The organism is Pseudomonas sp. GW823-FHT02C05 (assembly GCF_058797595.1).
Map to the genome: position 1 here is coordinate 68,770 of NZ_JBXAJU010000006.1, position 26,881 is coordinate 95,650.

The window sequence follows — 26,881 nt, forward strand, 5'->3', positions numbered from 1 at the left end:
GCCATTTGCTCAATGAACACGCACGGATTGCGTGAAACCGTCGTCCCCAGGGAGGGAGACCCCATGCATGAGAAAGGCTTCAGCCTGATTGAACTGCTGACCGCACTGGTTCTGCTGGCCCTGCTGCTGCCGCTTTCCGGTAGCGCCATGAGTGAGCTGCTGCGCTCCAATCGCCAGCAGGACGCCGCGCAGATGCTCGCCAGTGGCCTGCGCAACGCCCGGGCGGCAGCGATCCTGCACCAGCGCACGGTCCTGATCCATGGTCTGGAGGACGACTGGAGCCGGGGCTGGAGGATCATCCTGGATATCAGCGGCAAGGGCGCCCAGGACGCACGCAACCCGCAACTGATCGAGCGCCAAGGCAGTGGGCAGGTATTGATCGTGGGCAATCGCCCGGTGCAGCACTTCGTGCGCTTCAGTGCCCTGGGCCATCCGCTGCTGCCCAGTGGCGCCTTCCAGGCCGGAACACTCCATGTCTGCCAGGTAGGCCAGGAGTACAGCCGCCATCAAGTGGTGCTGTCACGTAGCGGGAGGGTCAGCCTGCGCAGCGAAAACGCCGAGCAGGCCTTGTGTGCAGGCGTCGGCTGATCAGAGCAGCGAGCGAACCCGCAGCTCTTTGGGCATGGAGAAGGTGATGTTTTCTTCGCGGCCGGCCAGCTCATCGGCGCCGGTGGCACCCCAGGCCTGCAGTTGCTGGATCACGCCACGCACCAGCACTTCCGGGGCCGAGGCGCCGGCGGTAATGCCGATGCGCTCCACACCATCGAACCAGCTGCGCTGCAGGTCTTCGGCACCGTCGATCAGGTAGGCCGGGGTGGCCATGCGTTCGGCCAGCTCGCGCAGGCGGTTGGAGTTGGAGCTGTTGGGGCTGCCGACCACCAGCACCACGTCGCATTCGTCGGCCAGTTGCTTGACCGCGTCCTGACGGTTCTGTGTGGCGTAGCAAATGTCGTCCTTGCGTGGCCCGCCGATGGCCGGAAAGCGCGTGCGCAAGGCATCGATCACCCGGCTGGTGTCATCCATGGACAAGGTGGTCTGGGTCACGAATGCCAGGCGCTCGGGGTTGCGCACCTGCAATTCGGCCACATCCTTTTCGTCTTCCACCAGGTAGATGGCGCCGCCATTGCTGGCGTCGTACTGGCCCATGGTGCCTTCGACCTCGGGGTGGCCGGCGTGGCCGATCAGGATGCATTCACGGCCGTCGCGGCTGTAGCGCGCCACTTCGATATGCACCTTGGTCACCAGCGGGCAGGTGGCGTCGAACACTTTGAGGCCACGACCTGCAGCCTCGCTGCGCACCGCCTGGGAAACACCGTGGGCGCTGAAGATGACGATGACATCATCCGGCACCTGGTCCAGCTCTTCGACGAAGATCGCTCCACGATTGCGCAGGTCTTCGACGACAAATTTGTTGTGCACCACTTCATGCCGGACGTAGATCGGCGGCCCGAAGACTTCCAGGGCGCGATTGACGATTTCGATCGCCCGGTCCACGCCGGCGCAGAAGCCACGGGGGTTGGCGAGTTTGATTTGCATGCTGTGCCTCGTGTCTTGCGCGCAAGAAGTTAGATCGTTGTAGACAGCGGATCGCCGGCAGCCGGCTCCTGGATAATAGAAGACGGCATGCCGGCGATGCTTTTAAAGCGCTTTGACGTCGATGATTTCAACGTCGAAGGTCAAGGTCTTGCCGGCCAGCGGATGGTTGAAATCGATGGTCACCTGCGCGTCATCGAAAGTTTTGACCACACCTGGCAACTCGGTGTTCGCCGCATCGTTGAAGATCACCAGCAAGCCTTCCGAAAGCTCCATGTCCTGGAACTGCGAACGCGGGATGACCTGCACGTTCTGCGGGTTGGGCTGGCCGAAGGCGTTTTCCGGTTCGATGGTCAGGTTGCGCTTGTCGCCGGCCTTGAAGCCGAACAGCGCCGCCTCGAACCCTGGCAGCAGGTTGCCATCGCCGACCTTGAAGGTCGCCGGGGCCTTGTCGAACGTGCTGTCTACGGTGTCGCCGTTCTCCAGGCGCAATGCGAAATGCAAAGTGACTTCCGTGTTCTGACCGATGCGTTGTTCAGTCAATACCTGTTCAGTCATGAACGGCTTCTCCGGTTTTCTTGCTCTTGAACATATCCAGGGCCAGCATCACCGCGCCAACGGTAATGGCACTGTCGGCGAAGTTGAATGCCGGGAAGTACCAGCGGTTCTGCCAGTGCACCAGGATGAAATCGATCACATGGCCCAGGGCGATGCGGTCGTACAGGTTACCCAGGGCCCCGCCCAGCACCAGCGCCAGAGCGATGGCCAGCCAGGTTTCATTGCGCCCCAGACGCTTGAGCCAGACTACCAGCACCGCACTGACCGCAATCGCGATCAGGGCGAACAGCCAGCGCTGCCAGCCGGAGCCGTCAGCGAGGAAGCTGAAGGCGGCGCCAGTGTTGTAGGCCAGGGTCCAGCTGAAGTAATCCGGGATCACCACGATCTGCTGGTACATGCTCAGCGAACTTTCGAAGTGCAGCTTGCTGACCTGGTCGATGACCAGGACCAGCACGCTCAACCACAGCCAGCCCAGACGGCCGAAACGGCCTGCGGCGTTAGGCATAGTGACGGACCTCGCCTGCTCCGCTGATGTTGTCTACACAACGACCGCAGATTTCCGGGTGCTCAGGGTGCACGCCGACGTCTTCACGGCAGTGCCAGCAACGAGCGCACTTGGGGAAGGCCGACTTGACGACTTTGAGCTTGAGGCCCGGTACTTCGGTGGCCACGGCGTCCGCTGGTGCCTGGGCAAACGGGGCCAGGCTGGCGGTCGAGGTGATCAGCACGAAACGCAGTTCGTTGCTCAGCTTGGCCAGGTCAGCGGCCAGGCCATCCTCGGCAAACAGGGTGACTTCGGCTTGCAGGTTGCCACCGACGGCCTTGGCCGCGCGCTGAACTTCCAGTTCCTTGTTCACCGCAACCTTGACGGCCATCACGCCTTCCCAGTACTCGCGGCCCAGTTCGAAGTCAGCGGGCAATTCGCTCAGGCCTTCGTACCAGGTGTTGAGCATCACGGATTCGTTACGCTCGCCCGGCAGGTATTCCCACAGCTCATCGGCGGTGAAGGCCAGGATCGGTGCGATCCAGCGCACCAGCGCTTCGGAGATGTGGTACAGCGCGGTTTGCGCTGAGCGGCGCGCCTTGCTGTTGGCACCGGTGGTGTACTGGCGGTCCTTGATGATGTCGAGGTAGAAGCCGCCCAACTCCTGCACGCAGAAGTTGTGCACCTTGGAGTAGACGTTCCAGAAGCGGTATTCGCCGTAGTGCAGCTCCAGCTCGCGCTGCAGCAACAAGGTACGGTCCACGGCCCAACGGTCCAGGGCCAGCATGTCTTCGGCCGGCAGCAGGTCGGTGGCCGGGTTGAAGCCGCTCAGGTTGGAAAGCAGGAAACGCGCAGTGTTGCGGATCCGCCGGTAGGCGTCAGCGCTGCGCTGCAGGATCTGATCGGAAACCGCCATCTCGCCGGAGTAGTCGGTGGCCGAGACCCACAGGCGCATGATGTCGGCACCCAGGGTGTCGTTGACCTTCTGTGGCGCGATCACGTTGCCCAGGGACTTGGACATCTTGCGGCCGTTCTCGTCCACGGTGAAGCCGTGGGTCAACAGTTCGCGGTACGGCGCGTGGTTGTCGATGGCGCAACCGGTGAGCAGGGACGAGTGGAACCAGCCACGGTGCTGGTCGGAGCCCTCCAGGTACAGGTCGGCCCGCGGACCGCTTTCGTGGCCCATGGGGTGCGAACCGCGCAGCACGTGCCAGTGAGTGGTGCCGGAGTCGAACCAGACGTCCAGGGTGTCGCTGATCTTGTCGTACTGGGCGGCTTCGTCGCCCAGCAGCTCAGCGGCGTCCATCTTGAACCAGGCCTCGATGCCTTCCTGCTCGACGCGCTGGGCCACTTCTTCCATCAGCTCGACAGTGCGTGGGTGCAGGTCGCCGCTTTCCTTGTTCAGGAAGAACGGGATCGGCACACCCCAGTTGCGCTGGCGGGAGATGCACCAGTCCGGGCGGTTGGCGATCATCGAGTGCAGGCGTGCCTGGCCCCAGGCAGGTACGAACTGGGTGTCTTCGATGGCTTGCAGGGCGCGTTGGCGCAGGGTGTCGCCGGCTTCCGGCTGCTTGTCCATGCCGACGAACCACTGCGCGGTGGCGCGATAGATCAGCGGGGTCTTGTGGCGCCAGCAGTGCATGTAGCTGTGGCTGATGGTTTCGGTGTGCAGCAGCGCACCGACTTCGCTCAGCTTGTCGACAATGGCCGGGTTGGCCTTCCAGATGAACTGGCCGCCGAAGAACTCCAGCGATGTCGCGTAGACACCGTTGCTCTGCACCGGGTTGAGGATGTCGTCGTTGACCATGCCATAACGCTTGCAGGTCACGAAGTCGTCTTCACCATAGGCCGGGGCCGAGTGAACCACGCCAGTGCCGGCACCCAGCTCCACGTATTCGGCCAGATACACCGGCGACAGACGATCGTAGAACGGATGACGGAAATTGATCAGTTCCAGGGCCGAACCTGGAGCCGTGGCAATCACCGAGCCTTCCAGGTTGTAGCGGGCCAGGCAGGATTCCACCAGCTCTTCGGCCAGCACCAGCAGGCGTGCGCCGGTGTCGACCAGCGCATAGTTGAACTCAGGGTGTACGTTCAGCGCCTGGTTGGCCGGGATGGTCCAGGGGGTGGTGGTCCAGATCACGATGGCAGCAGGCTTGGCCAGCTTGGCCAGGCCGAAGGCGCCGGCCAGCTTGGCTTCGTCGGCGACCGGGAAGGCCACGTCGATGGTCGCGGACTTCTTGTCCTGATACTCGACTTCTGCTTCAGCCAGGGCCGAACCGCAGTCGAAGCACCAGTTCACCGGCTTCAGGCCCTTGAACACGAAGCCGCCCTTGACCATTTCCGCCAGGGCACGGATCTCGCCGGCCTCGTTGGCGAAGTTCATGGTCTTGTAGGGATTGGCCCAGTCGCCCAGCACACCCAGGCGGATGAACTCGGCCTTCTGCCCTTCGATCTGCTCGGAAGCGTAGGCGCGGCACAGCTCGCGGGTCTGGTCCGAGGACAGGTTCTTGCCGTGGGTCACCTCGACCTTGTGCTCGATCGGTAGACCGTGGCAGTCCCAGCCAGGAACGTAAGGCGCGTCGAAACCCGCCAGGGTTTTCGAGCGGATGATCATGTCCTTGAGAATCTTGTTGACCGCATGACCGATGTGAATCGAGCCGTTGGCATAGGGAGGACCGTCGTGCAGTACGAACTTGGGACGATCCTTGCCAATCTCGCGCAACTTTCCGTACAGGCCAATGCTGTCCCAACGCTGCAGAATCTGTGGTTCGCGCTGAGGCAGGCCGGCCTTCATTGGGAAGGCGGTGTCCGGAAGGTTTAACGTGGCTTTATAGTCGGTCATTTAAGGCTCTTCATTAGCGATTGGCGCTATGGATACGTGCCACTTGGGCACGGGCGGCGGCAACATCCGCATTGATCGCCGTCTTCAACGCCTCCAGGGAGGCGAAACGCTGCTCTTCACGCAGCTTGTGGTGGAAAACCACCGTCAAACGCCGGTCATACAGATCGCCGGCAAAATCTAAAAGATGTACTTCCAGGTGGGCCTTGCCATCACCTGCAACCGTGGGCCGCACGCCGATATTGGCGACGCCGGGCCAGGTCCTGCCATCGAGCTCGACGCTCACCAGGTACACCCCGGAAAGCGGCACGCGACGGCGCTTCAACTGCACATTGGCAGTGGGCGTACCCAACTGGCGCGCCAGTTTCTGGCCGTGCAACACCCGCCCGGCAATGCGGTACGGGCGACCCAGCAGGCGCTCGGCCAGATCGAAATCGGCGGCGGCCAGGGCATTGCGGACCTGGGTACTACTCACCCGCAGGCCGTCGAGCTCGACGGTCTGCGCCGCCTCCACGGTAAAGCCGTGGGTGGCGCCGGCCTGCTGCAGGAAGTCAAAATCACCGACCCGGTCGCAACCGAAGCGGAAGTCATCACCCACTTCCAGGTGCTGTACACCCAGGCCATCCACCAGGATTCGCTCGACGAACTCGCTGGCGCTGAGTTTGCTCAGGCGCTGGTTGAAGGCCAGGCACAGCACCCGGTCGACACCGGCGTCAGCCAGCAACTGCAGTTTGTCCCGCAGGCGGGCCAGACGCGCCGGAGCCGTCTCGGGGGCAAAGAATTCCCGCGGCTGGGGCTCGAAAATCACCACGCAGCTGGGCACGCCCAACTCGAGCGCACGTTCGCGCAGCCGGCCCAGGATAGCCTGGTGACCACGGTGAACACCGTCAAAGTTGCCAATAGTGGCGACGCAGCCCCGATGCTGGGGGCGCAGATTGTGGAGGCCTCGAACCAGCTGCATAACGCGCTTCTTGCTCATAAAGTGGTCGATTATAACCACACCCGGCGGCCGACGACAGGCAGCACCGCACCCAATGTGGTTGATCCGACAAAACCGATGCCTGCCCTGCCCTGGCGACTAAACAGCCGTCAGTTCAAGGCCTTGCGATTGAAGTCGCGCAAACGGAAACCCAGCAGCGCCAGCATGCCGAAATATGCCACCACCCCAGCCACCACCAGCACGCCCAGGCGCAGGAACCGCTGGAGCATGTGGCCTTGATCCCAGGCCGGCATGAAATGCATCAGGCCCAGCAATACCGCGGACATGACCGCTACCGCCAACAGCAACTTCAAGGTGAACCGCCCCCACCCTGGCAGCGGCTGGAACATCTGCTGCTTGCGCAACTGGTAGAAAAGCAGTCCGGCGTTGATACAGGCCCCGGCGCTGATGGCCAGGGCCAGGCCCGCGTGTTTCAGGGGGCCGATAAAGGCCAGGTTCAGCAGTTGGGTGACGATCAGCGTAAAGATGGCGATTTTCACCGGTGTACGAATGTTCTGCTGCGCATAGAAGCCCGGCGCCAGCACCTTGATCACGATGATCCCCAGCAAACCCACGGCATAAGCCACCAGCGCACGCTGGGTCATGGACGCATCGAAGGCACTGAACTCACCGTATTGGAACAGTGACACGGTCAGCGGCTCGGCGAGGATACCCAGGGCCAGGGAGCACGGCAGCACCAGGATGAAACACAGGCGCAGGCCCCAATCGAGAATCCGCGAATACTCGTGGCGGTCCTTGCTGGCGTAGGTCTTGGCCAGGGTCGGCAGAAGAATGGTGCCCAGCGCCACCCCCAGCACACCGGACGGCAGCTCCATCAGGCGGTCGGCGTAATACATCCACGACACCGAACCGGCTACCAGGAAAGAGGCGAAGATGGTGTTGATGATCAACGAGATCTGGCTCACCGAAACCCCGAGAATCGCCGGCAGCATCTGCTTCATCACCCGCCAGACCCCGGTATCCCGCAGGTTCAGGCGTGGCAGCACCAGCATGCCGATCTTCTTCAGGTGCGGCAGCTGATACAGCAACTGCGCCAGGCCGCCAGCCAGCACCGCCCAGCCCAGAGCCATCACTGGCGGATCGAAATACGGCGTGAGAAACACCGCAAAAATGATCATGCTGACGTTGAGCAGGGTCGGCACGAAGGCCGGCACCGAGAAACGATTCCAGGTATTGAGGATTGCCCCGGCCAGAGACGACAGCGAGATCAGCAATATATAAGGAAAGGTCACCCGCAACAGGTCAGAGGTCAGGGCGAACTTTTCCGGAGAGTCGACGAACCCCGGTGCCGTGGCCCAGATCACCCAGGGCGCGGCGATGATGCCCAAAGCCGTCACCAGCGCCAGGACCAGGGTCAGCAGACCCGAGACATAGGCAATGAAGGTACGGGTCGCCTCTTCCCCCTGCTGGCTCTTGTATTCCGCCAGGATCGGCACGAACGCCTGGGAGAACGCTCCTTCGGCAAAGATGCGCCGCAGCAGGTTGGGCAGCTTGAAGGCAATGAAGAAGGCATCGGTGGCCATCCCGGCACCGAAAGTGCGCGCGATGATGGTGTCACGCACAAACCCCAGTATCCGGGAAAGCATCGTGATAGAGCTGACGGCGGCCAACGACTTGAGCAGGTTCATGAAAAGGTTTTGCGCCTTGTAGATAAACAGCAGGCGAAAAGACACCCACTTATGCGATACTCCGCGCCGCAACAGCACAGAGCCAAAGCTCGCGAGTTTACAGGTCAAGCGCCGGAAATAAATATCCCGCCTCTTCAGATCGACCACTCAGCGGAACGCATCACCCGCCCTTGACAAGACTTCAACTCATCGGCATGATTCGCGGCCTATTTTGTTTGCTATTTCCCAAAAAGTCTTTCGAGGAGCTCGACGGTGGCCAACTCACCTTCCGCCAAAAAACGTGCAAAACAGGCTGAGAAGCGTCGCAGCCACAACGCCAGCCTGCGTTCCATGGTTCGTACCTACATCAAGAATGTAGTTAAAGCCATCGACGCAAAAGACGCTGAAAAAGCGCAAGCTGCTTATGTTCTGGCTGTGCCAGTTATCGACCGCATGGCCGATAAAGGCATCATCCACAAGAACAAGGCTGCTCGCCATAAAGGTCGTCTGAATGGCCACATCAAGGCTCTGAACCTTGCTGCTGCAGCCTAAGCGACACGCTTGTTAAAAAACCGACCCAAGGGTCGGTTTTTTATTGCCCGCGATTTACCCACCCGGCAAACCAGCCCCGCCTTCAACAGAGAGCCAGCATGCCAGGAGAAACTCCGTTACGGGTGCGGCCAGGGCAGGATCGGGATAGCCGTCACCGCATTCTGCGGACTACCCTCGATCAGGCGATCGCTGTAGACCAGGTACACCAGGGTATTGCGCTTCTTATCCAGGAAACGCACCACCTGCATGGTCTTGAATACCAGCGAGGTGCGCTCCTTGAATACCTCGTCGCCATCCTTGAGCTCACCCTTGAACGCAATAGGCCCCACCTGACGACAGGCAATGGAGGCTTCCGCACGATCTTCCGCCAGGCCCAGGCCACCCTTGAGCCCACCCGTCTTGGCTCGCGACAGATAGCACGTCACCCCATCGACCTTGGGATCATCGAACGCCTCGACCACGATCCGGTCATTCGGCCCGACAAACTTGAACACCGTGGACACCTGGCCAATCTCCTCGGCCGAAGCCATGAACGGCATCGCCAAGAGCAAGCCCAACAATCCTTTTGCTACGCGCATACGCTTTTCCTTACGCCACTTACACCAGAATCAGGTTATCGCGGTGTACCAGTTCAGGCTCCGCCATATACCCCAGGACACCGACAATAGCGTCGGACGGCTGACCAATGATCTTCTGCGCCTCAAGTGCACTGTAGTTGGCCAGGCCACGAGCAATCTCACGACCATCCGGCGCTACGCACACCACCATCTCACCACGCCGGAAACCACCCTGGACCTGCTTGACCCCCACCGGCAACAGGCTCTTGTTACCCCGGGACAGAGCCGACACCGCCCCCTCATCCAGCACCAGGGTGCCACGGGTCTGCAGATGCCCGGCCAGCCACTGCTTGCGCGCCGCCAGCATGCCGCGCTCCGGCGATAGCAACGTGCCGATGCGCTCGCCAGCCTTGAGGCGGTCCAGCACGCGATCCAGACGCCCACCAACGATGATTGTATGCGCCCCGGAACGCGCAGCCAGCCGCGCCGCACGCAACTTGGTCTGCATGCCGCCACGCCCCAGCGCACCGCCCGTACCACCGGCCACCGCATCCAGCGCCGGGTCGTCGGCCCGCGCCTCATAGATCAGCTGGGCATCAGGATTGTTACGCGGGTCGGCATCGAACATGCCGTCACGGTCGGTAAGAATCACCAGCAGATCAGCCTCAACCAGGTTGGCCACCAGCGCCGCCAGAGTATCGTTGTCGCCAAAGCGGATCTCGTCGGTCACCACGGTGTCGTTCTCGTTGATCACCGGGATCACCTTGAGCTCCACCAGGGCACGCAAGGTACTGCGAGCATTGAGGTAGCGCTTGCGATCGGAGAGGTCGTCATGGGTCAGGAGAATCTGTGCAGTATGCCGGCCATGCTCGGCAAAGCTCGACTCCCAGGCCTGCACCAGCCCCATCTGGCCGATGGCCGCAGCGGCCTGCAACTCATGCATCGCACTCGGTCGTGCGGTCCAGCCCAGGCGACTCATGCCGGCCGCTACAGCACCGGAGGAAACCAGTACCAACTCGACGCCAGCCTCATGCAAGGCCACCATCTGCTCCACCCACACACCCATTGCCGTGCGATCCAGCCCCTTGCCGTCCGCCGTCAGCAGCGCACTGCCGATCTTAACGACCCAGCGCTGCGCACCTGTCACCTTGCTCCGCATCTTATTCAACCTTTGCCAGCGAGCGACGCGACCGAGCGCCACTCATGGGGTTATTCGTATTTGTATCCTGCAGACACCAAAACGCCGCTCAAATGAGCGGCGCCTTGGAAGCTGGCTTGGCAGCGATGATAACACCGCACCCTGCCAGATAAACCGTCTTCGCGGGGCAAGCCCGCTCCTGCCGAATCAGTCGCGGACGTAAATGATTTCCGGACCATCTTCATCGTCAACGCCTTCTTCATCCCAGTCATCGTCACCGATGTCATGGACGCTCTTCACGCCACTGCGGCGCAGAGCACGCTGATCGTCGAGGGCTTGCAACTGGGCACGCGCCTCGTCTTCGATGCGCTGATCCAGCTCAGCCAGCTCGTCGGCATAGGCAGGGTCGGCTGCCAGGCGATCGGCACGATCCTCCAGGTAACGCATGATGTCGCGGCTCAAGCGCTCGGTACCATCCTTGGAGATGGCCGAGATCACGTATACCGGCCCTGTCCACTCCAGGCGATCAACGATTTCCTTGACCCGCTCTTCGCGCTCTTCCTCGAGGATCTGATCGGACTTGTTCAGCACCAGCCAGCGCTCGCGCTCGGCCAGGGACGGGCTGAACTTCATCAACTCATTGACAATCACCTCTGCCGCATCCGCCGGGCTGCTTTCATCCAGCGGCGCCATGTCCACCAGGTGCAGCAGGATGCGCGTACGTGCCAGGTGCTTGAGGAAGCGAATCCCCAGGCCGGCACCATCGGAAGCACCCTCGATCAGACCCGGAATGTCGGCGATCACGAAGCTCTTCCAGCGATCGACGCTGACCACACCCAGGTTCGGCACCAGGGTGGTGAACGGGTAATCGGCCACCTTCGGCTTGGCCGCGGACACCGAGCGGATAAAGGTACTTTTGCCCGCATTCGGCAAGCCCAGCAGACCCACGTCCGCCAACACCTTCAGCTCCAGCTTGAGATCACGCTGCTCACCCGGCTTGCCCGGAGTGGTCTGGCGCGGCGCACGGTTGGTACTGGACTTGAAACGGGTGTTGCCCAAACCGTGCCAGCCGCCCTGCACCACCATCAACCGCTGGCCAGCCTTGGTCAGGTCGCCAATGACTTCCTGAGTGCCCGCATCAATGATCGTGGTACCGACCGGAACCCGCAGCTCCAGATCCTCACCCTTCTTGCCGGTGCAGTCGGTACTGCCGCCGTTGGAGCCGCGCTCGGCATCGAAGTGCCGGGTGTAGCGGTAGTCCACCAGGGTATTGAGGTTTTCGTCGGCGACCATGTAGATCGAGCCGCCATCACCACCATCACCACCGTTGGGACCACCGTTCTCGATGAACTTTTCCCGACGGAAACTCATGCAACCATTGCCGCCGTCGCCAGCCTTTACTCGAATCGATACTTCATCAACAAACTTCATGTTCAAACGCCTCTCGCCACACGGGCGAGCTGAAAAGCACTAAGACATAAGACTCTTGCAAAAATGAGCGCAGCGACCTCAATCAACGACCGAAACATCCAACGCTGGCAGCTCGTACAAACAGTTTTGCAAGAGACTCATCCCACAAACGAAAAAGCCCCGTCGCGAGACAGGGCTTTTCCAGCGATCGCGCAATTAAGCTGCGACGACGCTCACGTAACGACGACCGAAGGCGCCTTTTACTTCAAACTTGATCACGCCTTCGATTTTCGCAAACAGGGTGTGATCTTTACCCATGCCAACGCCGTAGCCAGCGTGGAATTGGGTGCCGCGCTGACGCACGATGATGTTGCCGGCCTTGATGACCTGGCCGCCATACATCTTCACGCCAAGGCGTTTGGCTTCTGAGTCGCGACCGTTACGGGTACTACCACCAGCTTTTTTGTGTGCCATGAGTTCAATTCTCCTAGTGAGGAATTAGGCTGAAATTAAGCCTGAATACCGGTGATTTTGATCTCGGTGAACCACTGGCGGTGGCCCATACGCTTCATGTGGTGCTTACGGCGACGGAACTTGATGATGCGGACTTTATCGTGACGACCTTGGGAGATCACTTCAGCCTTGACGGTTGCGCCAGCAACAACAGGTGCGCCGATGTTCACGTCGTCGCCGTTGGCGACCAACAGAACGCGGTCAAAAGTCACGGATTCGCCAGTAGCGACTTCCAGTTTTTCGATCTTCAGGTATTCACCTTCAGCGACCTTGTATTGCTTACCGCCGGTAACGATTACTGCGTACATGGTATTTCTCCGATAATCCTGCTCACCCAGCTCTTTATAAGAAGAGGTATTGGCTGGCATGGCTGCATGGGGCTGGAACGGCCCAAGTGCAATTGCGTAAGGCAGGTGCTGCCCAGGAAGTTCAGGGTGCGCGATTGTACGCAAGGCTCAATGGCCTTGCAAGTGCCGTTCAGGCCACGTCGGACAACGCTGCCAGCCCTGGCGCCGGGGACCTAACCCCCTGAAACCAGGGTTTAATGGCAGCAAGCGACTATACCCCAGTGTTTTACCCTGACAAATTACAGCCCGTCGGGGCTTTAGCCGTGCGGGACCGCGCCTTGACACCCGCGGACGTGGGTCCTAGCATGCCGCGCAACCCTTCTGGAGCACCTGTCGCTGATGCAACCCCAAGCTTTCTACCGCGCGGTGGCGGACGATTTTAGCGCCGTCGACGGCATCATCAAGAAACAGCTGACCTCCCGAGTTCCGCTGGTTTCCAAAATCGGCGATTACATCACCTCGGCCGGAGGCAAGCGCCTGCGTCCTTTATTGGTGCTGCTGTGCGGCAAGGCCCTGGGCCGCGAAGGCGACGACCTGCGCCTGCTGGCCGCCACCATCGAATTCCTGCACACCGCCACTCTGCTGCATGACGACGTGGTCGACATGTCCGGCATGCGCCGTGGCCGCTCAACCGCCAACGCCATGTGGGGCAACGCTCCCAGCGTACTGGTGGGCGACTTCCTGTACTCGCGCTCGTTCGAAATGATGGTCGAGCTCGGCTCGATGCCGGTCATGCGCATCCTGTCCCAGGCCACCCGGATCATCGCTGAAGGCGAAGTCCTGCAGCTCTCCAAGGTGCGTGACGCCAGCACCACCGAAGAAACCTACATGGAAGTCATCCGCGGCAAGACCGCGATGCTCTTCGAAGCCTCGACCCACAGCGCCGCCGCACTGGCCGGCGCCACCGAGGAACAGGCCGAGGCCCTGCGCACCTTTGGCGACCATCTGGGCGTGGCCTTCCAACTGGTGGACGACCTGCTGGACTACCGCGGCGATGCCGAGACCCTGGGCAAGAACGTCGGTGACGATCTGGCAGAAGGCAAGCCGACGCTGCCGCTGATCTACACCATGCGCGAAGGCACACCGGAGCAGGCAGCCCTGGTTCGCCAGGCGATCCAGAAAGGCGGCATCGAAGATCTGGAAAGCATCCGTGCCGCCGTCGAGGCCTCGGGTTCCCTGGACTACACCGCACAACTGGCCCGCGATTACGTCGCGCGCGCCATCACTTGCCTGGAAGCCCTGCCACCGAGCGAGTACCGCGATGCCCTGGTGGAACTGAGCGAATTCGCCGTCGCCCGCACCCACTAAACAGCCCGGCTCCTGCTCATCACAGGAGCCGGCTCGTTGCCCTTCATCCCCTCTCGCCCACAAAACCCTATACAATGTGCGCTTTTTAGCCATCCTGACTTTGAGGAGCTTAAGTGAGCACTTTGCCACCCTGCCCAAAATGCAATTCCGAATACACCTACGAGGACGGCACCCAGCTGATCTGCCCTGAGTGCGCCCACGAGTGGTCCGCCAGCGGTGAAGCCGAAGCCGTATCCGATGAAGCCGTGAAGAAAGATTCGGTGGGCAACGTGCTGCAAGACGGCGACACCATTACCGTGATCAAGGACCTCAAGGTCAAGGGCACCTCGCTGGTGGTCAAGGTCGGCACCAAGGTCAAGAACATCCGCCTGTGCGATGGCGACCATGACATCGACTGCAAGATCGACGGTATCGGCCCGATGAAACTCAAGTCCGAGTTCGTCCGCAAGGTCTGAATCCCCCCCTCTCGCGCCCGCCGCGAGAGGGTCCCCCCCTACGCCCCTCCCCGCTCGGTCAACCCGCAACCTTACTAGCAGAAAGCCAGTCGATTTGATCGAAAACAATTTCTGCACAGAAAAAAGCAGAAACCGCCAATAGGCACTTGCTATTCATTGAATAAGAATTATTCTCATTGAACCCCATTCAAGGAGATGACGACCATGACTTATTTGATTGATGCCTGGCTGGACCGCCCACACCCTTACCTGCGAATCCTGCATCGGGAAACCGGGGAAGTTTGTGCGGTACTGGAAGAGGAAGCCCTGAACGAGCTGCAGGACCAGGGAGATCTGGACCTGAACGGCCTGAGCTCCAGCGAACCGCTGGTACTCAAGGAATTGGTGCGCAACCTGTTTTTGTTCTGCTACGCCAGAGCCTTGCGGCCGACCGGCACCGATGGTCAAAGCCTGGGCGCAAAAATCCGTCTATGAAACCTAAGCCGATCAAGGGGCAAGCTTGCCGGCGATGAGCAGACCGCGAGTGCGCAGCCTTCATCGCCAGCAAGCTGGCTCCTACAGGGGTTACAGAACGTCCAGCAGCTCGACGTCGAACACCAGGACGCTGTGCGGCGGGATGCTGCCCACGCCTTGTGCGCCGTAAGCCAGTTCGCTCGGCACGTACAGACGCCATTTGCTACCGGCGTTCATCAGTTGCAGCGCTTCGGTCCAGCCAGCGATCACGCCGCCAACCGGGAATTCGGCAGGCTGGCCGCGCTCGTAGGAGCTGTCGAACACAGTGCCGTCGATCAGGGTGCCGTGGTAGTGAGTGCGAACGCTGTCTTCACGGGATGGCTTGGCGCCTTCGCCCTGGGTCAGCACTTCGAACTGCAGGCCGGAAGCCAGGGTGGTGATGCCTTCACGCTTGGCGTTTTCCGCCAGGAATGCCAGACCGGCACCGGCAGCCGCTTCGGCCTTGGCAGCGGCTTCAGCCTGCATGATTTCGCGGATGACTTTGAAGCTGGCAGACATTTCTTCCTGACCCACACGGCTCGGCTTACCGGCGAAAGCGTCGGTCAGACCGGCCAGGATTGCATCCAGGCTCACGCCCGGGGGCGGGTTGTCACGCAGTTGGTCGCCCAGCTGACGGCCGATGCCGTAGCTGACGCGGGTTTCGTCGGTGGACAGATTTACTTCGGACATGACACTGCTCCGCTGTGCGGACGGCTCGGGAAAGGCCGTGGAAACACAGCACCTTCCGGAGCGCCCGGAACCAAAAGGGCGAGCAGACTAGCACAGAAGTCCGGCGACAATCAGCGCAACCCCGGCGCTACCAGCCGGAGTGCAGGGTGATTGGCACCTTGAGGCTTTCCTCGGCGCTGGCAGACAACCCGCACATCTCGTCATGCACCGAGGTGTGGATCAGGTTGAACGGCAGCTTGGGAAACGACTGCAGCACTTCACGGGCATGCTCCACCGAACGCAGATGAAACATCTGCCCATGGGCATCGCTCAACGGGTATGCAGCCCCGTGCATGCGCGCCTCAAGCAGGTAGATTCCGCCTTCCAGCGAAATCAGGTTCAACTCATCGACTTTTCCGGCAATGGCGTAGGCATTCATTTCCTGCAGGTTCATGAGCGCACCTCGTGCAATTGAAAGCCATGACCCCTACAGGCATATGCCCCGCCCGGAAAAAGCACAAGCCACAAACAACGCCGCCCGTCCGTTTCACAACGGCCGGGCGGCTGGTGTCCGGTGGGCAGGGGGCGGTCAGTGCTTGGTCAGCTTGTCCAGGTACCCCATGGCAAATGCCGAGATCACGAAGGTCATGTGGATCACCACGTACCACAGCAGGTACTCGGTGGGGGTGTTCTTGGCGTCCATGAACACCCGCAGCAGGTGGATCGAGGAGATCGCGACGATGGACGCCGCCACTTTCATCTTCAGCGACGAAGAATCCATCTTGCCCAGCCAGCTGAGCTTTTCCTTGTCCTCATCGATGTCCAGCTGCGACACGAAATTTTCGTAGCCGGAAATCATCACCATCACCAGCAGGCCACCCACCAGCGCCATGTCGATCAGCGACAGCAGCACCAGGATCAGGTCGGACTCGGCCATGGAGAACACATTGGGAATAACGTGGAAGACTTCCTGGAAAAACTTCAATGCCAGTGCCAGCAGGCCCAGGGACAGTCCGAAGTAGATCGGCGCCAGCAGCCAGCGTGAGGCATACATTGCATTTTCGATAAAACGTTCCATTGAATCTCGTACCCGGTGTAAAAACGGCGGCGAGTATATCAGCGCGCCAAAAGCCCATAAACCACAGACAATCCCCTGACCCACGGGTTTGTCCGAACGTTTTTTCTGCTAGTGTCGAAGCCATTGCCACCGCCCACCGACACTGGACAGGAAGACTGGAAAATGGATTTGCGATTGCCTTTGGCCAGCTTCGGCCTTGGTCTGGCGCTGCTGATCAGCGGCGGCTGTTCACCCAGCGACGAAAAGAAGCAGGCCAGCCTCGAAGAGAGGACCGCACAGTTTGAAAAATCCCTGGACGCCATCCAGGACCCCAAGCTCAAGGACGCCATCGCCGACCTCGGCGGCTCACTGCTGCTGCTCGAGCGTGCGCAGATCAAGCTCGACAGCAAGCCGATCGAAACCGAATACGGTGACGACAGCCTGGCCCTGCTCAAGCACTACCCCACGGCCCAGGCGCTGGTGGACACCTACGTCAATGGCCTGTTCGTGCTGCGCAAGCCCTCCAGCTCGGACTACCTGACCGACCTGCAGCCGGTGTTCCCCTTCAGCTTCAACATGCCCGCGCAGTTCCCTTTTCCCCATGGCCTGGAGTGGCAGTCCGTCACCCTGAGCAACAAGAAGGTCATCCCCTTTCAGCCCGAATGGTCGGAAACCGACCCGGGGATTCAACTCAGCCCGTCCAGTTCCAACCTGACCAACCCGGATGACCTGACCGTGACCTATCCCTTCATCGAGGGCCTGGAAGTGGACAACAAGAACCAGCCGCAGCCGGTCTCGCTGCAGGGCAAGCTGGAAGTGATAGCTCCCAGCCGCACCCTGACCTTCGAACTGACCCGGGCCGACATCGGCAAGCCACGCCAGGACGGCAACATCAGCCTGACCTTGCTGGCGCTGGAAAAGAATGTCGCCGAGATCGAACTGAGCAATAACGCCGCCCTGCCTGAGGAAGCCGACGACGCCTCCCTCAACCCCTTGCTGGCGCAGGCTCGGGACAGCAGCGGGCAAATCCTCTCTCGGTCGGGCTCGATCAATGAGAGCGCCCAGCAGGTCGCCTTTTACCGCCAGCAACTGGCCGAGATGCAGAAGCAGAAGAGCTGGAGCGAGGCCTTCGAGAAGCGACTGGAGGATGAGCAGAAAGCCTTCGACCAGCAGCACACCCAGCATTACGCCAAGGTGTATTTCAACGGCCAGATCGACAAGCTGGAGGTCGCCGTACTCGACTTCGCTCAGGCCAGCGTGACCCGCAAGGACCTCGACCTGCCGGTACACCGCTTCGATCGGCTCACCACCGACAAGAACATCCAGCCACTGCCGATGCCGGTGGTGGTCTATGACGATCAGGCCGCCAGCTACCTCAAGGGCGCGGAGCTTGATGAGGATTCATTGAAAAAGTCCGTGACCATCAGCCAATCGGTGGAAGATGCCAGTGCAGCACGCATTGAGTTCAGCCATCCGCGGACCTTCAACGACGAACTGCTGGGCTCGGAGTTCAATGCCGGCGACACCCCGCTGACCTTCTTCACTCAGGACGACAAGGGCCAGCGTGGCGAACCGATCGAACTGCCGGACGAGGCCTTTGAAATCGACCCCATGCGTGGCGTCATCACCTACGACCTGAACCTGTTCCCGGAAACCCCGGCCTATGCCGTCGGCTCTATCCCGCTGTTTCTCGCCAACATCGAGAAAAAGACCATCAGTGCCCAGCAACTGCCCAAGGGCCTGGAGCTCAAGGGCAATGCCCTGATAGTCGACCAGAAGCTCTTTCCCGCGGATGCCTGGCGCTTCTACGCCAAGGACGACAGTGGCCAGTACCTGAAGGAGATCCTTGCCGTCAGCCACGGCGCCTCGAACAACGGGCCCGCGCTGTTCGACGTGCATTACTTCTACGGCCAGCCCAGCCAACTGGAAAGCTACGAGCGCAGCGAACTCAATGCCGTCGAATACGGCTTCGAGGTCAAACTCGACAAAGCCGAGCCGACACCACCCTAGCCATCAATGTTCGGGATGGAACTGGAAATCCCCGGCATGACGCCCCCGCTCACCGTTGATCTGCCGCAGTTGGGCCTGCAGATGCAGGCACCATATCTGCGGATCGTCGGCCAGTTGGTAACCGTGGGTAGTCAGGCTTTCAACGATCGAATCGAGGATCGATTCGGCCACCACAGGTCCGCAGAACGGCCCCTGGGACTTGATCGCCGAGGGTTGTTCACCGGCCATTCCGGCGGCGAAGAGAAGGGTCCACATACCGTTGTCCCCCGCCAAAGGGCGAACAATGCATTCGATACGGGTAACCAGGCCAAGGCATTGGCGAGTAAGGCAAAGGTTGCGCGACATGGCGGCGACCCTCGGTAGATCCACTATTCAGCCTTCAACGCAAGGCTGTTTCGATCCAGCGACGACTGTCGTTCTCCTTGCCCTGAGAATAGAAGAAAAGCCTGATAAACAAAGTTGACCGATCCAACAGGCGCCGAATGGTCTATTTTGAAAAATTGGCGTCAGCGGCCTGGCGCCGATGGCGAGGGAATACTCCCCTCGCCATCGAACAGCATCACGCCGGCTTGGTATCGGCCAACGCCTCCTGGGCCTGTTCCTTCTCGGCCTCCTTCAGGTCGTCTTCGCTGATCATCTCGGCAATCACCCGCAGCCGCTCCACCACACGCGCATTGACGCTGCCCTCGGGGAACTGCCCTTCGGCATCCGGCTCGCCAGCCGGCTCGCCCACCAGGAGGCTCAGGGCCTCATCGGCCTGGCGCACCGCATACACATGGAACTGCCCGGCTCGCACCGCCTGCAAGACCTTCTCGTCGAGCATCAGTGTGGCGACGTTGGCCTGGGGAATGATCGCCCCCTGCTCCCCGGTCAGGCCACGGGCCTCGCACAGACGGAAGAAGCCCTCGATCTTCTCGTTGACCCCGCCGACCGCCTGCACCTCACCAAACTGGTTGATCGAGCCGGTAATGGCGAAGCACTGCTTGAGCGGGGTTTTGGAGAGCGCCGAAATCAGCGTGCAGGCCTCGCCCAGCGAAGCACTGTCACCGTCCACATAGCCATAGGACTGCTCCAGGGCGATGCTCGCGGAAATCGCCAGGGGGAACTCCTGGGCGTAACGGCTGCCCAGGTAACCCGTGAGGATCATCACCCCCTTGGAGTGGATCGGCTGGCCGAGATTGACCTCGCGCTCGATGTCGACGATACCGCTGCCGCCGGGGTAGACCGTGGCCGAGATCCGCGCCGGCACGCCAAAGGCCGAGTCCCCGACCTCCAGCACCGTCAGGCCGTTGCACTTGCCTACCGCGGCACCACCGGTGTCGATGAGGATGATGCCCGCCAGCATGTCGTCGAGAATCCGCGCCGACACCCGCCCGGTACGCGTGGCCTTGGCCTTCAGCGCGCGCTCGATATGCCCGGCGTCGGTCATTTCATCCGAAGCCAGGTGCCGGATGAAATCGGCTTCGCTGACCAGTTGGAACAGATCACCGATACGCGCCGACAAGCGCCCCTGATGCTCCGCCAGGCGTGCACTGTAGGTGGCCAGCCGCGCCACGGCGTCGGCGGTCAGTGGCGCCATGCCCTCTTCCGAGGTGCGGGTTTTCAGCAACTGGGCGAACTGCTCCAGGCTTTCATCCACCATCGGAATGTCTTCGTCGAAATCCACCAGTACCCGGAACATCTCCTGGAAGTCCGGATCCAGGTCCTGCAGCGTGTAATACAACTGGCGGGCGCCAATGATGATGACCTTGACCTGCAGCGGAATCACCTGCGGCGTCAGGGTCACAGTGGCCAGGCGGCCCATCTCGCCCAGTGGCGACTCCATCTTCAGCTTGCGCGATTGCAGGGCGCGCTTGAGCGCGTCCCAGACAAAGGGTTCGCTGAGCATCTTCTCGGCTTCCAGAATCAGGAAACCGCCATTGGCCCGGTGCAAGGCGCCAGGGCGCAACTGCCGGTAGGTGGTGTAGAGCGCCCCCTGGTCGGTGCTGTACTCGATACGCCCGAACAGGTTGTCGTAGGTCGGATGGGGCTCGAATACCACCGGGGCGCCACCGCTGGCCGGGTGACCGACCACCAGGCTCGGGCAGTACTGTTCTTCCAGCAGCTTGCGCGCCACGGCGTCGGTCTTGCTGTCGTCCACCAGTTGTTCGACCACGGTCTTCAACAGATAGACCTGCATGGCCTGCAGGTAACCGCAGACCGCGGCGTTTTCCGCGTACTTCTCGGACAGCGGCGCGAGCAAGGGTTGCAGGGCCAGGGTGATGGTTTCTTCATTGAGCTGGCGCAACTGGTTGCTCGACTCGCGCTTCCATTGCGGCAGGCTCGCCAGTTCTTCGTTGAGGCGCTCCTCCAGGGCGGAAATGTCCTCGTGGAAGCGTTCGCGATCGGCCTCGGGCAACTGGGCGAACTCAGCCTCGTCCAAGGCCTTGCCTTCGAACATCGGGGTAAAGGCGATGTTGCTGCTGTCGCGGTACAGCGCCACGTCCTTTTCCAGGGCCAGGCGCTCGATCACATCCAGGGCACGGTCATAGCGCTGGTTGAAGGCGCGATCGATGGCGCTCTTCTTCTGCTGGTACGAAGGGTGCTCGAAGACCGCCGGAAAGGTGGCCAGCAGGTTATCGATCAGGCCGTTGATGTCGCTGATGAAACTGCCCGCGGCCCCCGCTGGCAGCTCCAGTGCCCGGGGTTCCCGGGGCTCGTCGAAGTTGTTGGCATAGACCCAGTCCGACGGGGTCTGCAGGCGCTTGCCTTCGGCCTTCAGATAGCGTTTGACGAAAGAGAAGCGGCCGGTGCCCGGCTCGCCCATGACAAAGACGTTGTAGCCGGGGCGCGGCATGGCCACGCCAAACTGCAAGGCTTCGACCGCACGTTCCTGGCCTAGCACACCGCGGAAGGGCTCCAGATCATTGGTGGTGGAGAAGCTGAACTGTTCAGCAGAGAAAGGACGGGTCAGCGCTTCAGGCGCAAGACGCAGGCTGGCAGCAACAGGATCAGGCATCGGGCTTCCTTACATCAGGCGGGGCAGATGGCGGCATTCTGGCGCCGGGTATGCCCGGCTGGCAAGGCGCGCCTCAGGGGAAAGCATAGACAAGCCGCAGGCCACGACCCGCACCAAGTAAAACCAGCTGTTTCAGGTATTGTTTTGTAAATAGTTACGGAACCTGAGGAACCTGCCTAAACTCCAAACTGCGCGGCTGGATAGATAACCGGCCCACTGGCGCCCACACGGGCCAGTCTCCCTGTCCATTGGTATGCACACAAAGAGAACAACGCTATGAAACGGATTCTTCTCGGTACTCTTTTCACCGCTGTATCCCTCAACGCCATGGCCCAGGCGCCAGGCGGCCCGGATTGCGGCTGGGGCAACATGCTGTTCGAAGGCCAGCGCGGCACTCCGGCGCACTTCCTCGCATCCACCACCAACGGCACCTCAGGCAACGCCACTTTCGGCATGACCTCCGGTACCAACGGCTGCTCGACCAATGCCTCGCTGACCTATGGCGGCAAGTCCTGGTTCGCCATGAACGGCATGATGAACGAGCTCTCCGAAGACATGGCCAAGGGTCAAGGCGAAGCCCTGACCACCTACGCCGTGGTACTCGGTGTAGCCCCTGAGGATCGCGCGCACTTTGCCGCGGTTACCCACGAGCACTTCCAACAGATCTTCAGCAAGGCTGACGTGACCGCGGAAGATGTGCACACCAATACCCTGGCCGTGTTGAAAAACGACGCGCGCCTGGCCAAGTACGCAACCCCAGCTTAAGCTCGCCCCACCCGCTCCTCGCGAGGAGCGGGTTTTATTTTCCGGACCTTGCCCACCTTGGGTCTTTGTATTTCCGACTTAAGTTGCCCAACATGCTCAAACGCCTTGCCTACCTGGCGCTCTGTGTCTGCGCCCCGCTGTATGCCGCGCCTCACATCGACCCTCAACGTTTGCAGCAACTGGCCAATGACCCCTTCTGGATATCCATAGGTCACTACGAAACTGCCAAGCTCGGCGGCTGGCGCAGTTATGTCAGCGACCCGAAATTCTTCCTCGCTGCCGACGGTGCCCATCATCCCGACGCTGAGCTGGCCGCGACCCTGAACGCCCTCTACGCCCCCGCCGATGCGGGTGACCAGCATGCCCAGTGCGTCTATCCGTCCCGCACCCGCTGGCTCAAGGCGCAACTGGGCCTGAATGACTTGCCTGCGGTGGAGTGCGCCGAGTTCAAGCAATGGTTCAAGGATGTCTCGCCCCACAGCACGGTGATGATCTTTCCCGCGGCCTACCTGAACAGCCCCTCGTCGATGTTCGGCCACACCCTGCTGCGCATCGATCAGGCGGACGTACAGAGCAACAACACCGCGCTGCTCAGCTACGCAATCAACTTCGGGGCCTATATCGAGGGCTCGGACAACAGCATTCTCTACGCCTGGAAAGGCCTGATGGGCGGCTATCCGGGGCTGTTCGCTCTGGTGCCCTACCAGGAGAAGCTCTCGGAATACCGCAGCCTGGAAAACCGCGACCTGTGGGAATACCGCCTGAACCTGACCCAGGCCGAAACCGAACGCATGGTGGAGCATGTCTGGGAACTCAAGCAGATCAAGTTCGACTACTTCTTCTTCGATGAAAACTGCTCCTACCGGCTGCTGGAACTGCTGCAAGTGGCGCGCCCCAGCCTGCGCCTGACCGAACAGTTCCCGCTGACGGCGATCCCTACCGATACGGTCAAGGCAGTCAAGGACGCCGGGCTGGTGGAACGCATCGACTATCGCCCGTCCCGGGAGCGGGAGCTGCTGAGCCGCGCCCAGCCCCTGGACCCGGAAGAACAGCAATGGGTGCTCAAGGTCAGCGCTGACCAGAAGCAATTGCAGGCCCCTGAGCTGAAGGCTCTGCCCCGGGATCGACAGGCCTTGATCGTGGATGCCGCCTACCGTCTTGAACGCTACCGGGCCAACGGCCTGGAACGAGATGCGCAGCGCTCGCAACGCAGTTTCGAACTGCTGCGGGCAATCAACCAGAACCCGGCACCGGAGCTGCAGATCCAGCGCCCCGGCCTGCCGGAAGACGGCCACCAGTCGCGCACCTGGCAGCTGGGAGTCGGCACCCGGGACGACAAGGCCTTCGCCGAGTACGGCCTGCGCATGGCCTATCACGACCTCAACGACAACGCCGAAGGCTTCCCCCTGGGGGCGCAGATCGAGATCCTGCAGATGAAGCTGCGCCAGTACGAAGGCAACCACTGGCAGTTGCAACAGTTGGACCTGGCGACCATCCGTTCCCTGACCCCACGCAATGACCTGCTGCAACCCTGGTCCTGGCAGGTCACCGGCGGCCTGGAGCGAGTACCGGGCAAACACGACGACGAGACCCTGGTCAGCCACGTCAACGGCGGGGCCGGCGGCACCTGGCAGTTGGGCGAGAACACCCTGGGCTTTGTCCTGGGCACGGTGCGGGTCGAGCACAACGCCGACTTCGCCGGTTTCATCGCCCCGGCAGCGGGCTTCAACTCCGGGCTGCTGTGGAAAAACCCGCTGGGCAACTTCAGCCTTGAGGCCAAGGGCGACTACTTCACCAATGGCGAGGTACGCCGCAGCCTGAGCCTCAACCAGCAGTGGGAGCTGTCGCGCAACCTGGGCCTGCGCCTGAGCGCACAGCGGGAGTTCAGCCAACTGGCGACTCCGGTCAACGAGGTCATGCTCGAACTCAAGTGGTATCACTACTAAAGGCAGCCAGAGGCCGCTCTCAAGGGCCCTGGAAGGTGCTGCGAACCTTGTCGCAGCCTGCACCAGCGGCCACGGATAAATGGGTTGATCACCCAGCTTTCACGGCTTGCTGACAAACGCCCTTCTAGACTTCACGCAGAGGAAGCCTGGGAGACGAAAATGTGGCGGTACGGGTGGGCAGCGCTGTTGCTGGCGCTAGTCGGTGGCTGTGAATCAACCCATGAGCATCTGCTGGCGCAGGGCTATCCGCCGGCCTTTGCCGATGGCTTCGATGCCGGCTGCGTCAGCGGCCGCCAGGCGGCAGGCTCCATGAGCGGAGAGTTTCGCAAGGACGTACCGCGCTACCTCAAGGACGCGCAATACGCCGAAGGCTGGAACGATGGTTTCCGCCAATGCCAGGCCATGCTGGAGAACCAGGACCGCAACGAGTATCGAGAGCGGCACTGGGACGAGCGCGAGCGAGCCTGGCAGCAGGAAAAGGACCGCGATGCGGCCCGGGCCTATCGTTCGCCGTAGGTCGCTTTCAGGTAACCGCCCAGGTGAAAAGCCTGCAACCATGGTCCACCCGCCTCCCTTCAAGGAGAAAACCGTGAGCCGCGCTTTCGTCAATGAAGATCAAGCCGCCCAGGCCGAGCAGCCGGTGGAGCGCCAGATCAGCGCCCAGCCCAATTACGTCACACCCCAGGGCCTTGCCGAATTGCAGGCCAGGGTTGCCCTGCTGCACAGCCAGCACAGCGAGCAAAACGACCTGGGGGATGACGCCGACAAGCAGCGAATGGCAGAGCTTGAGCGCGACCTGCGCTATTTCACCCAGCGCCTGCACAGCGCCCAAGTGGTGACGACGGCCAATTCAACCGACAAGGTGCAGATCGGCAGCCGGGTGACCTTCGCCGATGAACAGGATCGCCAGCAAAGCGTGCAATTGGTGGGGGAGGATCAAGCGGATGCGGCCAAGGGGCTGATCAACTGGGCCTCGCCCCTGGGTCGTGCCCTACTGGGAGCACAACCGGGGGACGAAGTCCTGTGGCAAAGGCCGGCGGGCAATCAGTTGATCGAGATCATCCGCATCGAACCGGCCTGAGACGGTTCAGACCACGCCCTGGGCCAGCATGGCATCGGCGACCTTGACGAAGCCGGCGATGTTCGCACCCTTCACGTAGTTGATCCGGCCATTCTCTTCGCCATAGTGCACGCAAGCGTGGTGGATCGACTGCATGATGTTGTGCAGCTTGCTGTCCACTTCACCGGCGGTCCACAGCAGGCGCATGGCGTTCTGCGACATTTCCAGGCCACTCACCGCCACGCCACCGGCGTTGGACGCCTTGCCCGGGGCGAAGAGGATGCCCGCGTCGATAAAGATATCCACAGCCTCCAGAGTGGTCGGCATGTTGGCACCTTCGGCGACACAGGTGCAGCCGTTGCGCAGCAGGGTACGGGCCGCCTCGGCGTCCAGTTCATTCTGCGTGGCGCAGGGCAAGGCGATATCGCACGGCAGGTCCCACGGAGTCTGGCCGGCGCGGAACTCCAGGCCGAACTGGCTCGCCAGCTCGCTGATACGCCCACGCTGCACGTTCTTGAGTTCCAGTACCGCCAGCCACTGCTCTTCGCTCAGGCCCGACTCGCAATACAGGGTGCCTTCGGAATCGGACAGGGAGATCACCTTGCCACCCAGGTCCATGACCTTGCGCGCCGCATACTGGGCCACGTTGCCGGAGCCGGAGATCGCCACGCGCTTGCCTTCGACCCGATCACCGCGGCGCTTGAGCATTTCCTCGGCGAAGTACACGCAGCCAAAGCCCGTGGCCTCGGGGCGGATCAGGCTGCCGCCGTAGCTGATGCCCTTGCCGGTCAGCACCGACGTGAACTGGTTGCTCAGGCGCTTGTACTGGCCAAAGAGGAAACCGATTTCCCGGGCACCCACGCCGATGTCACCGGCCGGGACGTCAACGTCGGCACCGATATGCCGGTACAACTCGCTCATGAAGGCCTGGCAGAAGCGCATCACCTCGGCGTCGCTCTTGCCCTTGGGGTTGAAGTCCGAACCGCCCTTGCCGCCGCCCATGGGCAGGGAGGTCAGGGAGTTCTTGAAGGTCTGCTCGAAGGCGAGGAATTTCAGCACGCCCATGTTGACCGAGGGATGGAAGCGCAGGCCGCCCTTGTACGGGCCGATGGCGCTGTTCATCTGGATGCGGAAGCCGCGGTTGACCCGGACCTTGCCCTGATCGTCGACCCACGACACGCGAAACACCACCGCGCGTTCCGGCTCGCAGATCCGCTCGAGAATACCGGAGCTCAGGTAGTGCGGATTGGCTTCGAGAAACGGCCAGAGGCTGCGCAGGACCTCTTCCACCGCCTGATGGAATTCAGGCTGGTCCGGGTCGCGTTTTTTCAGGCGGGCGAGGAAGTCTTCGACGGATTCGATCATGGGAAGTCTCGGCAAATTTATTGTCGTTAAGAAGAGATTTGCCCGGGACTTTATCAATTCAATCCGCACCGCGACAGCGCAAAATGTCGCAGATATGAATTTAAATGGTGCAATAAATATAAATAGCCCGGTTCTACAGGTGTTTTACGCACCGAATTGGTGACAAAAATTGACTGCTTTGCACTCACTTTGAACGTTGAGCCACGCCCCCGAAT

Annotated in this window: 27 protein-coding genes; 10 read left to right on the top strand and 17 right to left on the bottom strand. The window is 61.3% G+C overall.

The window, feature by feature from the left end; translation table 11 throughout:
- Positions 1–63: 63 nt before the first annotated feature.
- Complete coding sequence (locus AC1RGE_RS28670) at positions 64–588, top strand: GspH/FimT family pseudopilin (protein WP_258611194.1); 525 nt, start codon at positions 64–66, stop codon at positions 586–588.
- On the opposite strand, the gene ispH is transcribed toward AC1RGE_RS28670, so the two are convergent.
- The 6 genes from ispH to murJ form a co-directional block, all read right to left on the bottom strand.
- Entirely contained in the window at positions 589–1,536 is a 948-nt protein-coding gene (ispH, locus tag AC1RGE_RS28675) for a 4-hydroxy-3-methylbut-2-enyl diphosphate reductase (RefSeq protein ID WP_011063546.1), read from the bottom strand.
- A 102-nt stretch (positions 1,537–1,638) separates the two neighbouring features.
- On the bottom strand, positions 1,639–2,091 hold the full coding sequence (fkpB, locus tag AC1RGE_RS28680) for an FKBP-type peptidyl-prolyl cis-trans isomerase (protein WP_011063547.1): 453 nt from the start codon (positions 2,089–2,091) through the stop codon (positions 1,639–1,641).
- A complete protein-coding gene (gene lspA, locus AC1RGE_RS28685) occupies positions 2,084–2,596 on the bottom strand; it encodes a signal peptidase II (RefSeq protein WP_011063548.1) in 513 nt (170 codons plus the stop codon). The genes fkpB and lspA overlap by 8 nt, the downstream gene beginning before the upstream one ends.
- Complete coding sequence (gene ileS / locus AC1RGE_RS28690) at positions 2,589–5,420, bottom strand: isoleucine--tRNA ligase (RefSeq protein ID WP_492585453.1); 2,832 nt, start codon at positions 5,418–5,420, stop codon at positions 2,589–2,591. Before ileS ends, lspA begins: the two co-directional genes overlap by 8 nt.
- 13 nt (positions 5,421–5,433) lie before the next feature.
- On the bottom strand, positions 5,434–6,378 hold the full coding sequence (gene ribF, locus AC1RGE_RS28695; protein ID WP_011063550.1) for a bifunctional riboflavin kinase/FAD synthetase: 945 nt from the start codon (positions 6,376–6,378) through the stop codon (positions 5,434–5,436).
- A gap of 128 nt (positions 6,379–6,506) precedes the next feature.
- On the bottom strand, positions 6,507–8,045 hold the full coding sequence (gene murJ / locus AC1RGE_RS28700; RefSeq protein WP_011063551.1) for a murein biosynthesis integral membrane protein MurJ: 1,539 nt from the start codon (positions 8,043–8,045) through the stop codon (positions 6,507–6,509).
- A gap of 252 nt (positions 8,046–8,297) precedes the next feature.
- Here murJ and rpsT point away from each other — a divergent pair, with 252 nt between their 5' ends.
- The gene (gene rpsT, locus AC1RGE_RS28705) at positions 8,298–8,576 is read left to right on the top strand and encodes a 30S ribosomal protein S20 (protein ID WP_007924739.1); all 279 of its coding nucleotides are present in this window, start codon (positions 8,298–8,300) and stop codon (positions 8,574–8,576) included.
- A 116-nt stretch (positions 8,577–8,692) separates the two neighbouring features.
- Here the strand turns inward: rpsT and AC1RGE_RS28710 are convergent, their stop codons facing one another.
- The 5 genes from AC1RGE_RS28710 to rplU form a co-directional block, all read right to left on the bottom strand.
- Entirely contained in the window at positions 8,693–9,154 is a 462-nt protein-coding gene (locus tag AC1RGE_RS28710) for a CreA family protein (RefSeq protein WP_011063552.1), read from the bottom strand.
- Between the two features lie 19 nt (positions 9,155–9,173).
- Positions 9,174–10,292, bottom strand: a complete 1,119-nt coding sequence (proB, locus tag AC1RGE_RS28715; RefSeq protein ID WP_492575278.1) for a glutamate 5-kinase — start codon at positions 10,290–10,292, stop codon at positions 9,174–9,176.
- Positions 10,293–10,478: 186 nt separating this feature from the next.
- Positions 10,479–11,702 carry an Obg family GTPase CgtA gene (gene cgtA, locus AC1RGE_RS28720; RefSeq protein WP_492585455.1) on the bottom strand — a complete coding sequence of 408 codons (1,224 nt, stop codon included), beginning with the start codon at positions 11,700–11,702 and terminating at the stop codon, positions 10,479–10,481.
- A gap of 195 nt (positions 11,703–11,897) precedes the next feature.
- Complete coding sequence (rpmA, locus tag AC1RGE_RS28725) at positions 11,898–12,155, bottom strand: 50S ribosomal protein L27 (protein ID WP_003228360.1); 258 nt, start codon at positions 12,153–12,155, stop codon at positions 11,898–11,900.
- A gap of 35 nt (positions 12,156–12,190) precedes the next feature.
- Entirely contained in the window at positions 12,191–12,502 is a 312-nt protein-coding gene (rplU, locus tag AC1RGE_RS28730; RefSeq protein ID WP_003228361.1) for a 50S ribosomal protein L21, read from the bottom strand.
- A 378-nt stretch (positions 12,503–12,880) separates the two neighbouring features.
- Between rplU and AC1RGE_RS28735 the strand changes: the two genes are divergently transcribed.
- From AC1RGE_RS28735 to AC1RGE_RS28745, 3 genes are all read left to right on the top strand, one after another.
- Positions 12,881–13,849, top strand: a complete 969-nt coding sequence (locus AC1RGE_RS28735; RefSeq protein WP_011063556.1) for a polyprenyl synthetase family protein — start codon at positions 12,881–12,883, stop codon at positions 13,847–13,849.
- 113 nt (positions 13,850–13,962) lie between these two features.
- The gene (locus AC1RGE_RS28740; RefSeq protein ID WP_011063557.1) at positions 13,963–14,304 is read left to right on the top strand and encodes a zinc ribbon domain-containing protein YjdM; all 342 of its coding nucleotides are present in this window, start codon (positions 13,963–13,965) and stop codon (positions 14,302–14,304) included.
- 204 nt (positions 14,305–14,508) lie between these two features.
- Positions 14,509–14,778 (top strand): PA4570 family protein, encoded by a 270-nt coding sequence (locus tag AC1RGE_RS28745; RefSeq protein WP_011063558.1) that lies wholly within the window; start codon positions 14,509–14,511, stop codon positions 14,776–14,778.
- Positions 14,779–14,868: 90 nt separating this feature from the next.
- Here AC1RGE_RS28745 and bamJ read toward each other — a convergent pair whose 3' ends face one another.
- The 3 genes from bamJ to AC1RGE_RS28760 all read right to left on the bottom strand — a co-directional run bounded on the left by bamJ (position 14,869) and on the right by AC1RGE_RS28760 (position 16,543).
- Positions 14,869–15,486, bottom strand: a complete 618-nt coding sequence (bamJ, locus tag AC1RGE_RS28750) for a BamJ family beta-barrel-assembly machinery protein (protein WP_007924751.1) — start codon at positions 15,484–15,486, stop codon at positions 14,869–14,871.
- A 127-nt stretch (positions 15,487–15,613) separates the two neighbouring features.
- The gene (locus AC1RGE_RS28755; RefSeq protein ID WP_011063559.1) at positions 15,614–15,919 is read right to left on the bottom strand and encodes a DUF6482 family protein; all 306 of its coding nucleotides are present in this window, start codon (positions 15,917–15,919) and stop codon (positions 15,614–15,616) included.
- Positions 15,920–16,054: 135 nt separating this feature from the next.
- On the bottom strand, positions 16,055–16,543 hold the full coding sequence (locus AC1RGE_RS28760) for a TIGR00645 family protein (protein ID WP_015637095.1): 489 nt from the start codon (positions 16,541–16,543) through the stop codon (positions 16,055–16,057).
- A 162-nt stretch (positions 16,544–16,705) separates the two neighbouring features.
- Between AC1RGE_RS28760 and AC1RGE_RS28765 the strand changes: the two genes are divergently transcribed.
- Entirely contained in the window at positions 16,706–18,532 is a 1,827-nt protein-coding gene (locus AC1RGE_RS28765) for a hypothetical protein (RefSeq protein WP_492585457.1), read from the top strand.
- A 3-nt stretch (positions 18,533–18,535) separates the two neighbouring features.
- On the opposite strand, the gene AC1RGE_RS28770 is transcribed toward AC1RGE_RS28765, so the two are convergent.
- Both AC1RGE_RS28770 and AC1RGE_RS28775 read right to left on the bottom strand, forming a co-directional pair.
- Complete coding sequence (locus AC1RGE_RS28770; protein ID WP_015637097.1) at positions 18,536–18,877, bottom strand: PA4575 family protein; 342 nt, start codon at positions 18,875–18,877, stop codon at positions 18,536–18,538.
- 214 nt (positions 18,878–19,091) lie between these two features.
- Positions 19,092–21,530 carry a Lon protease family protein gene (locus tag AC1RGE_RS28775; RefSeq protein WP_492585459.1) on the bottom strand — a complete coding sequence of 813 codons (2,439 nt, stop codon included), beginning with the start codon at positions 21,528–21,530 and terminating at the stop codon, positions 19,092–19,094.
- Positions 21,531–21,806: 276 nt separating this feature from the next.
- Between AC1RGE_RS28775 and AC1RGE_RS28780 the strand changes: the two genes are divergently transcribed.
- From AC1RGE_RS28780 to AC1RGE_RS28795, 4 genes are all read left to right on the top strand, one after another.
- Positions 21,807–22,295: a DUF3015 domain-containing protein gene (locus AC1RGE_RS28780; protein ID WP_011063564.1), complete on the top strand. Its 489-nt coding sequence runs from the start codon at positions 21,807–21,809 to the stop codon at positions 22,293–22,295.
- A gap of 92 nt (positions 22,296–22,387) precedes the next feature.
- Positions 22,388–24,241, top strand: a complete 1,854-nt coding sequence (locus AC1RGE_RS28785; protein WP_492585461.1) for an Lnb N-terminal periplasmic domain-containing protein — start codon at positions 22,388–22,390, stop codon at positions 24,239–24,241.
- Between the two features lie 159 nt (positions 24,242–24,400).
- Positions 24,401–24,757, top strand: coding sequence for a hypothetical protein (locus AC1RGE_RS28790; protein WP_011063566.1), 357 nt, complete (start codon positions 24,401–24,403; stop codon positions 24,755–24,757).
- A 73-nt stretch (positions 24,758–24,830) separates the two neighbouring features.
- Positions 24,831–25,322 (top strand): GreA/GreB family elongation factor, encoded by a 492-nt coding sequence (locus tag AC1RGE_RS28795; RefSeq protein ID WP_011063567.1) that lies wholly within the window; start codon positions 24,831–24,833, stop codon positions 25,320–25,322.
- A 6-nt stretch (positions 25,323–25,328) separates the two neighbouring features.
- Here AC1RGE_RS28795 and gdhA read toward each other — a convergent pair whose 3' ends face one another.
- A complete protein-coding gene (gene gdhA / locus AC1RGE_RS28800) occupies positions 25,329–26,666 on the bottom strand; it encodes an NADP-specific glutamate dehydrogenase (protein ID WP_011063568.1) in 1,338 nt (445 codons plus the stop codon).
- Positions 26,667–26,881 lie beyond the last annotated feature (215 nt).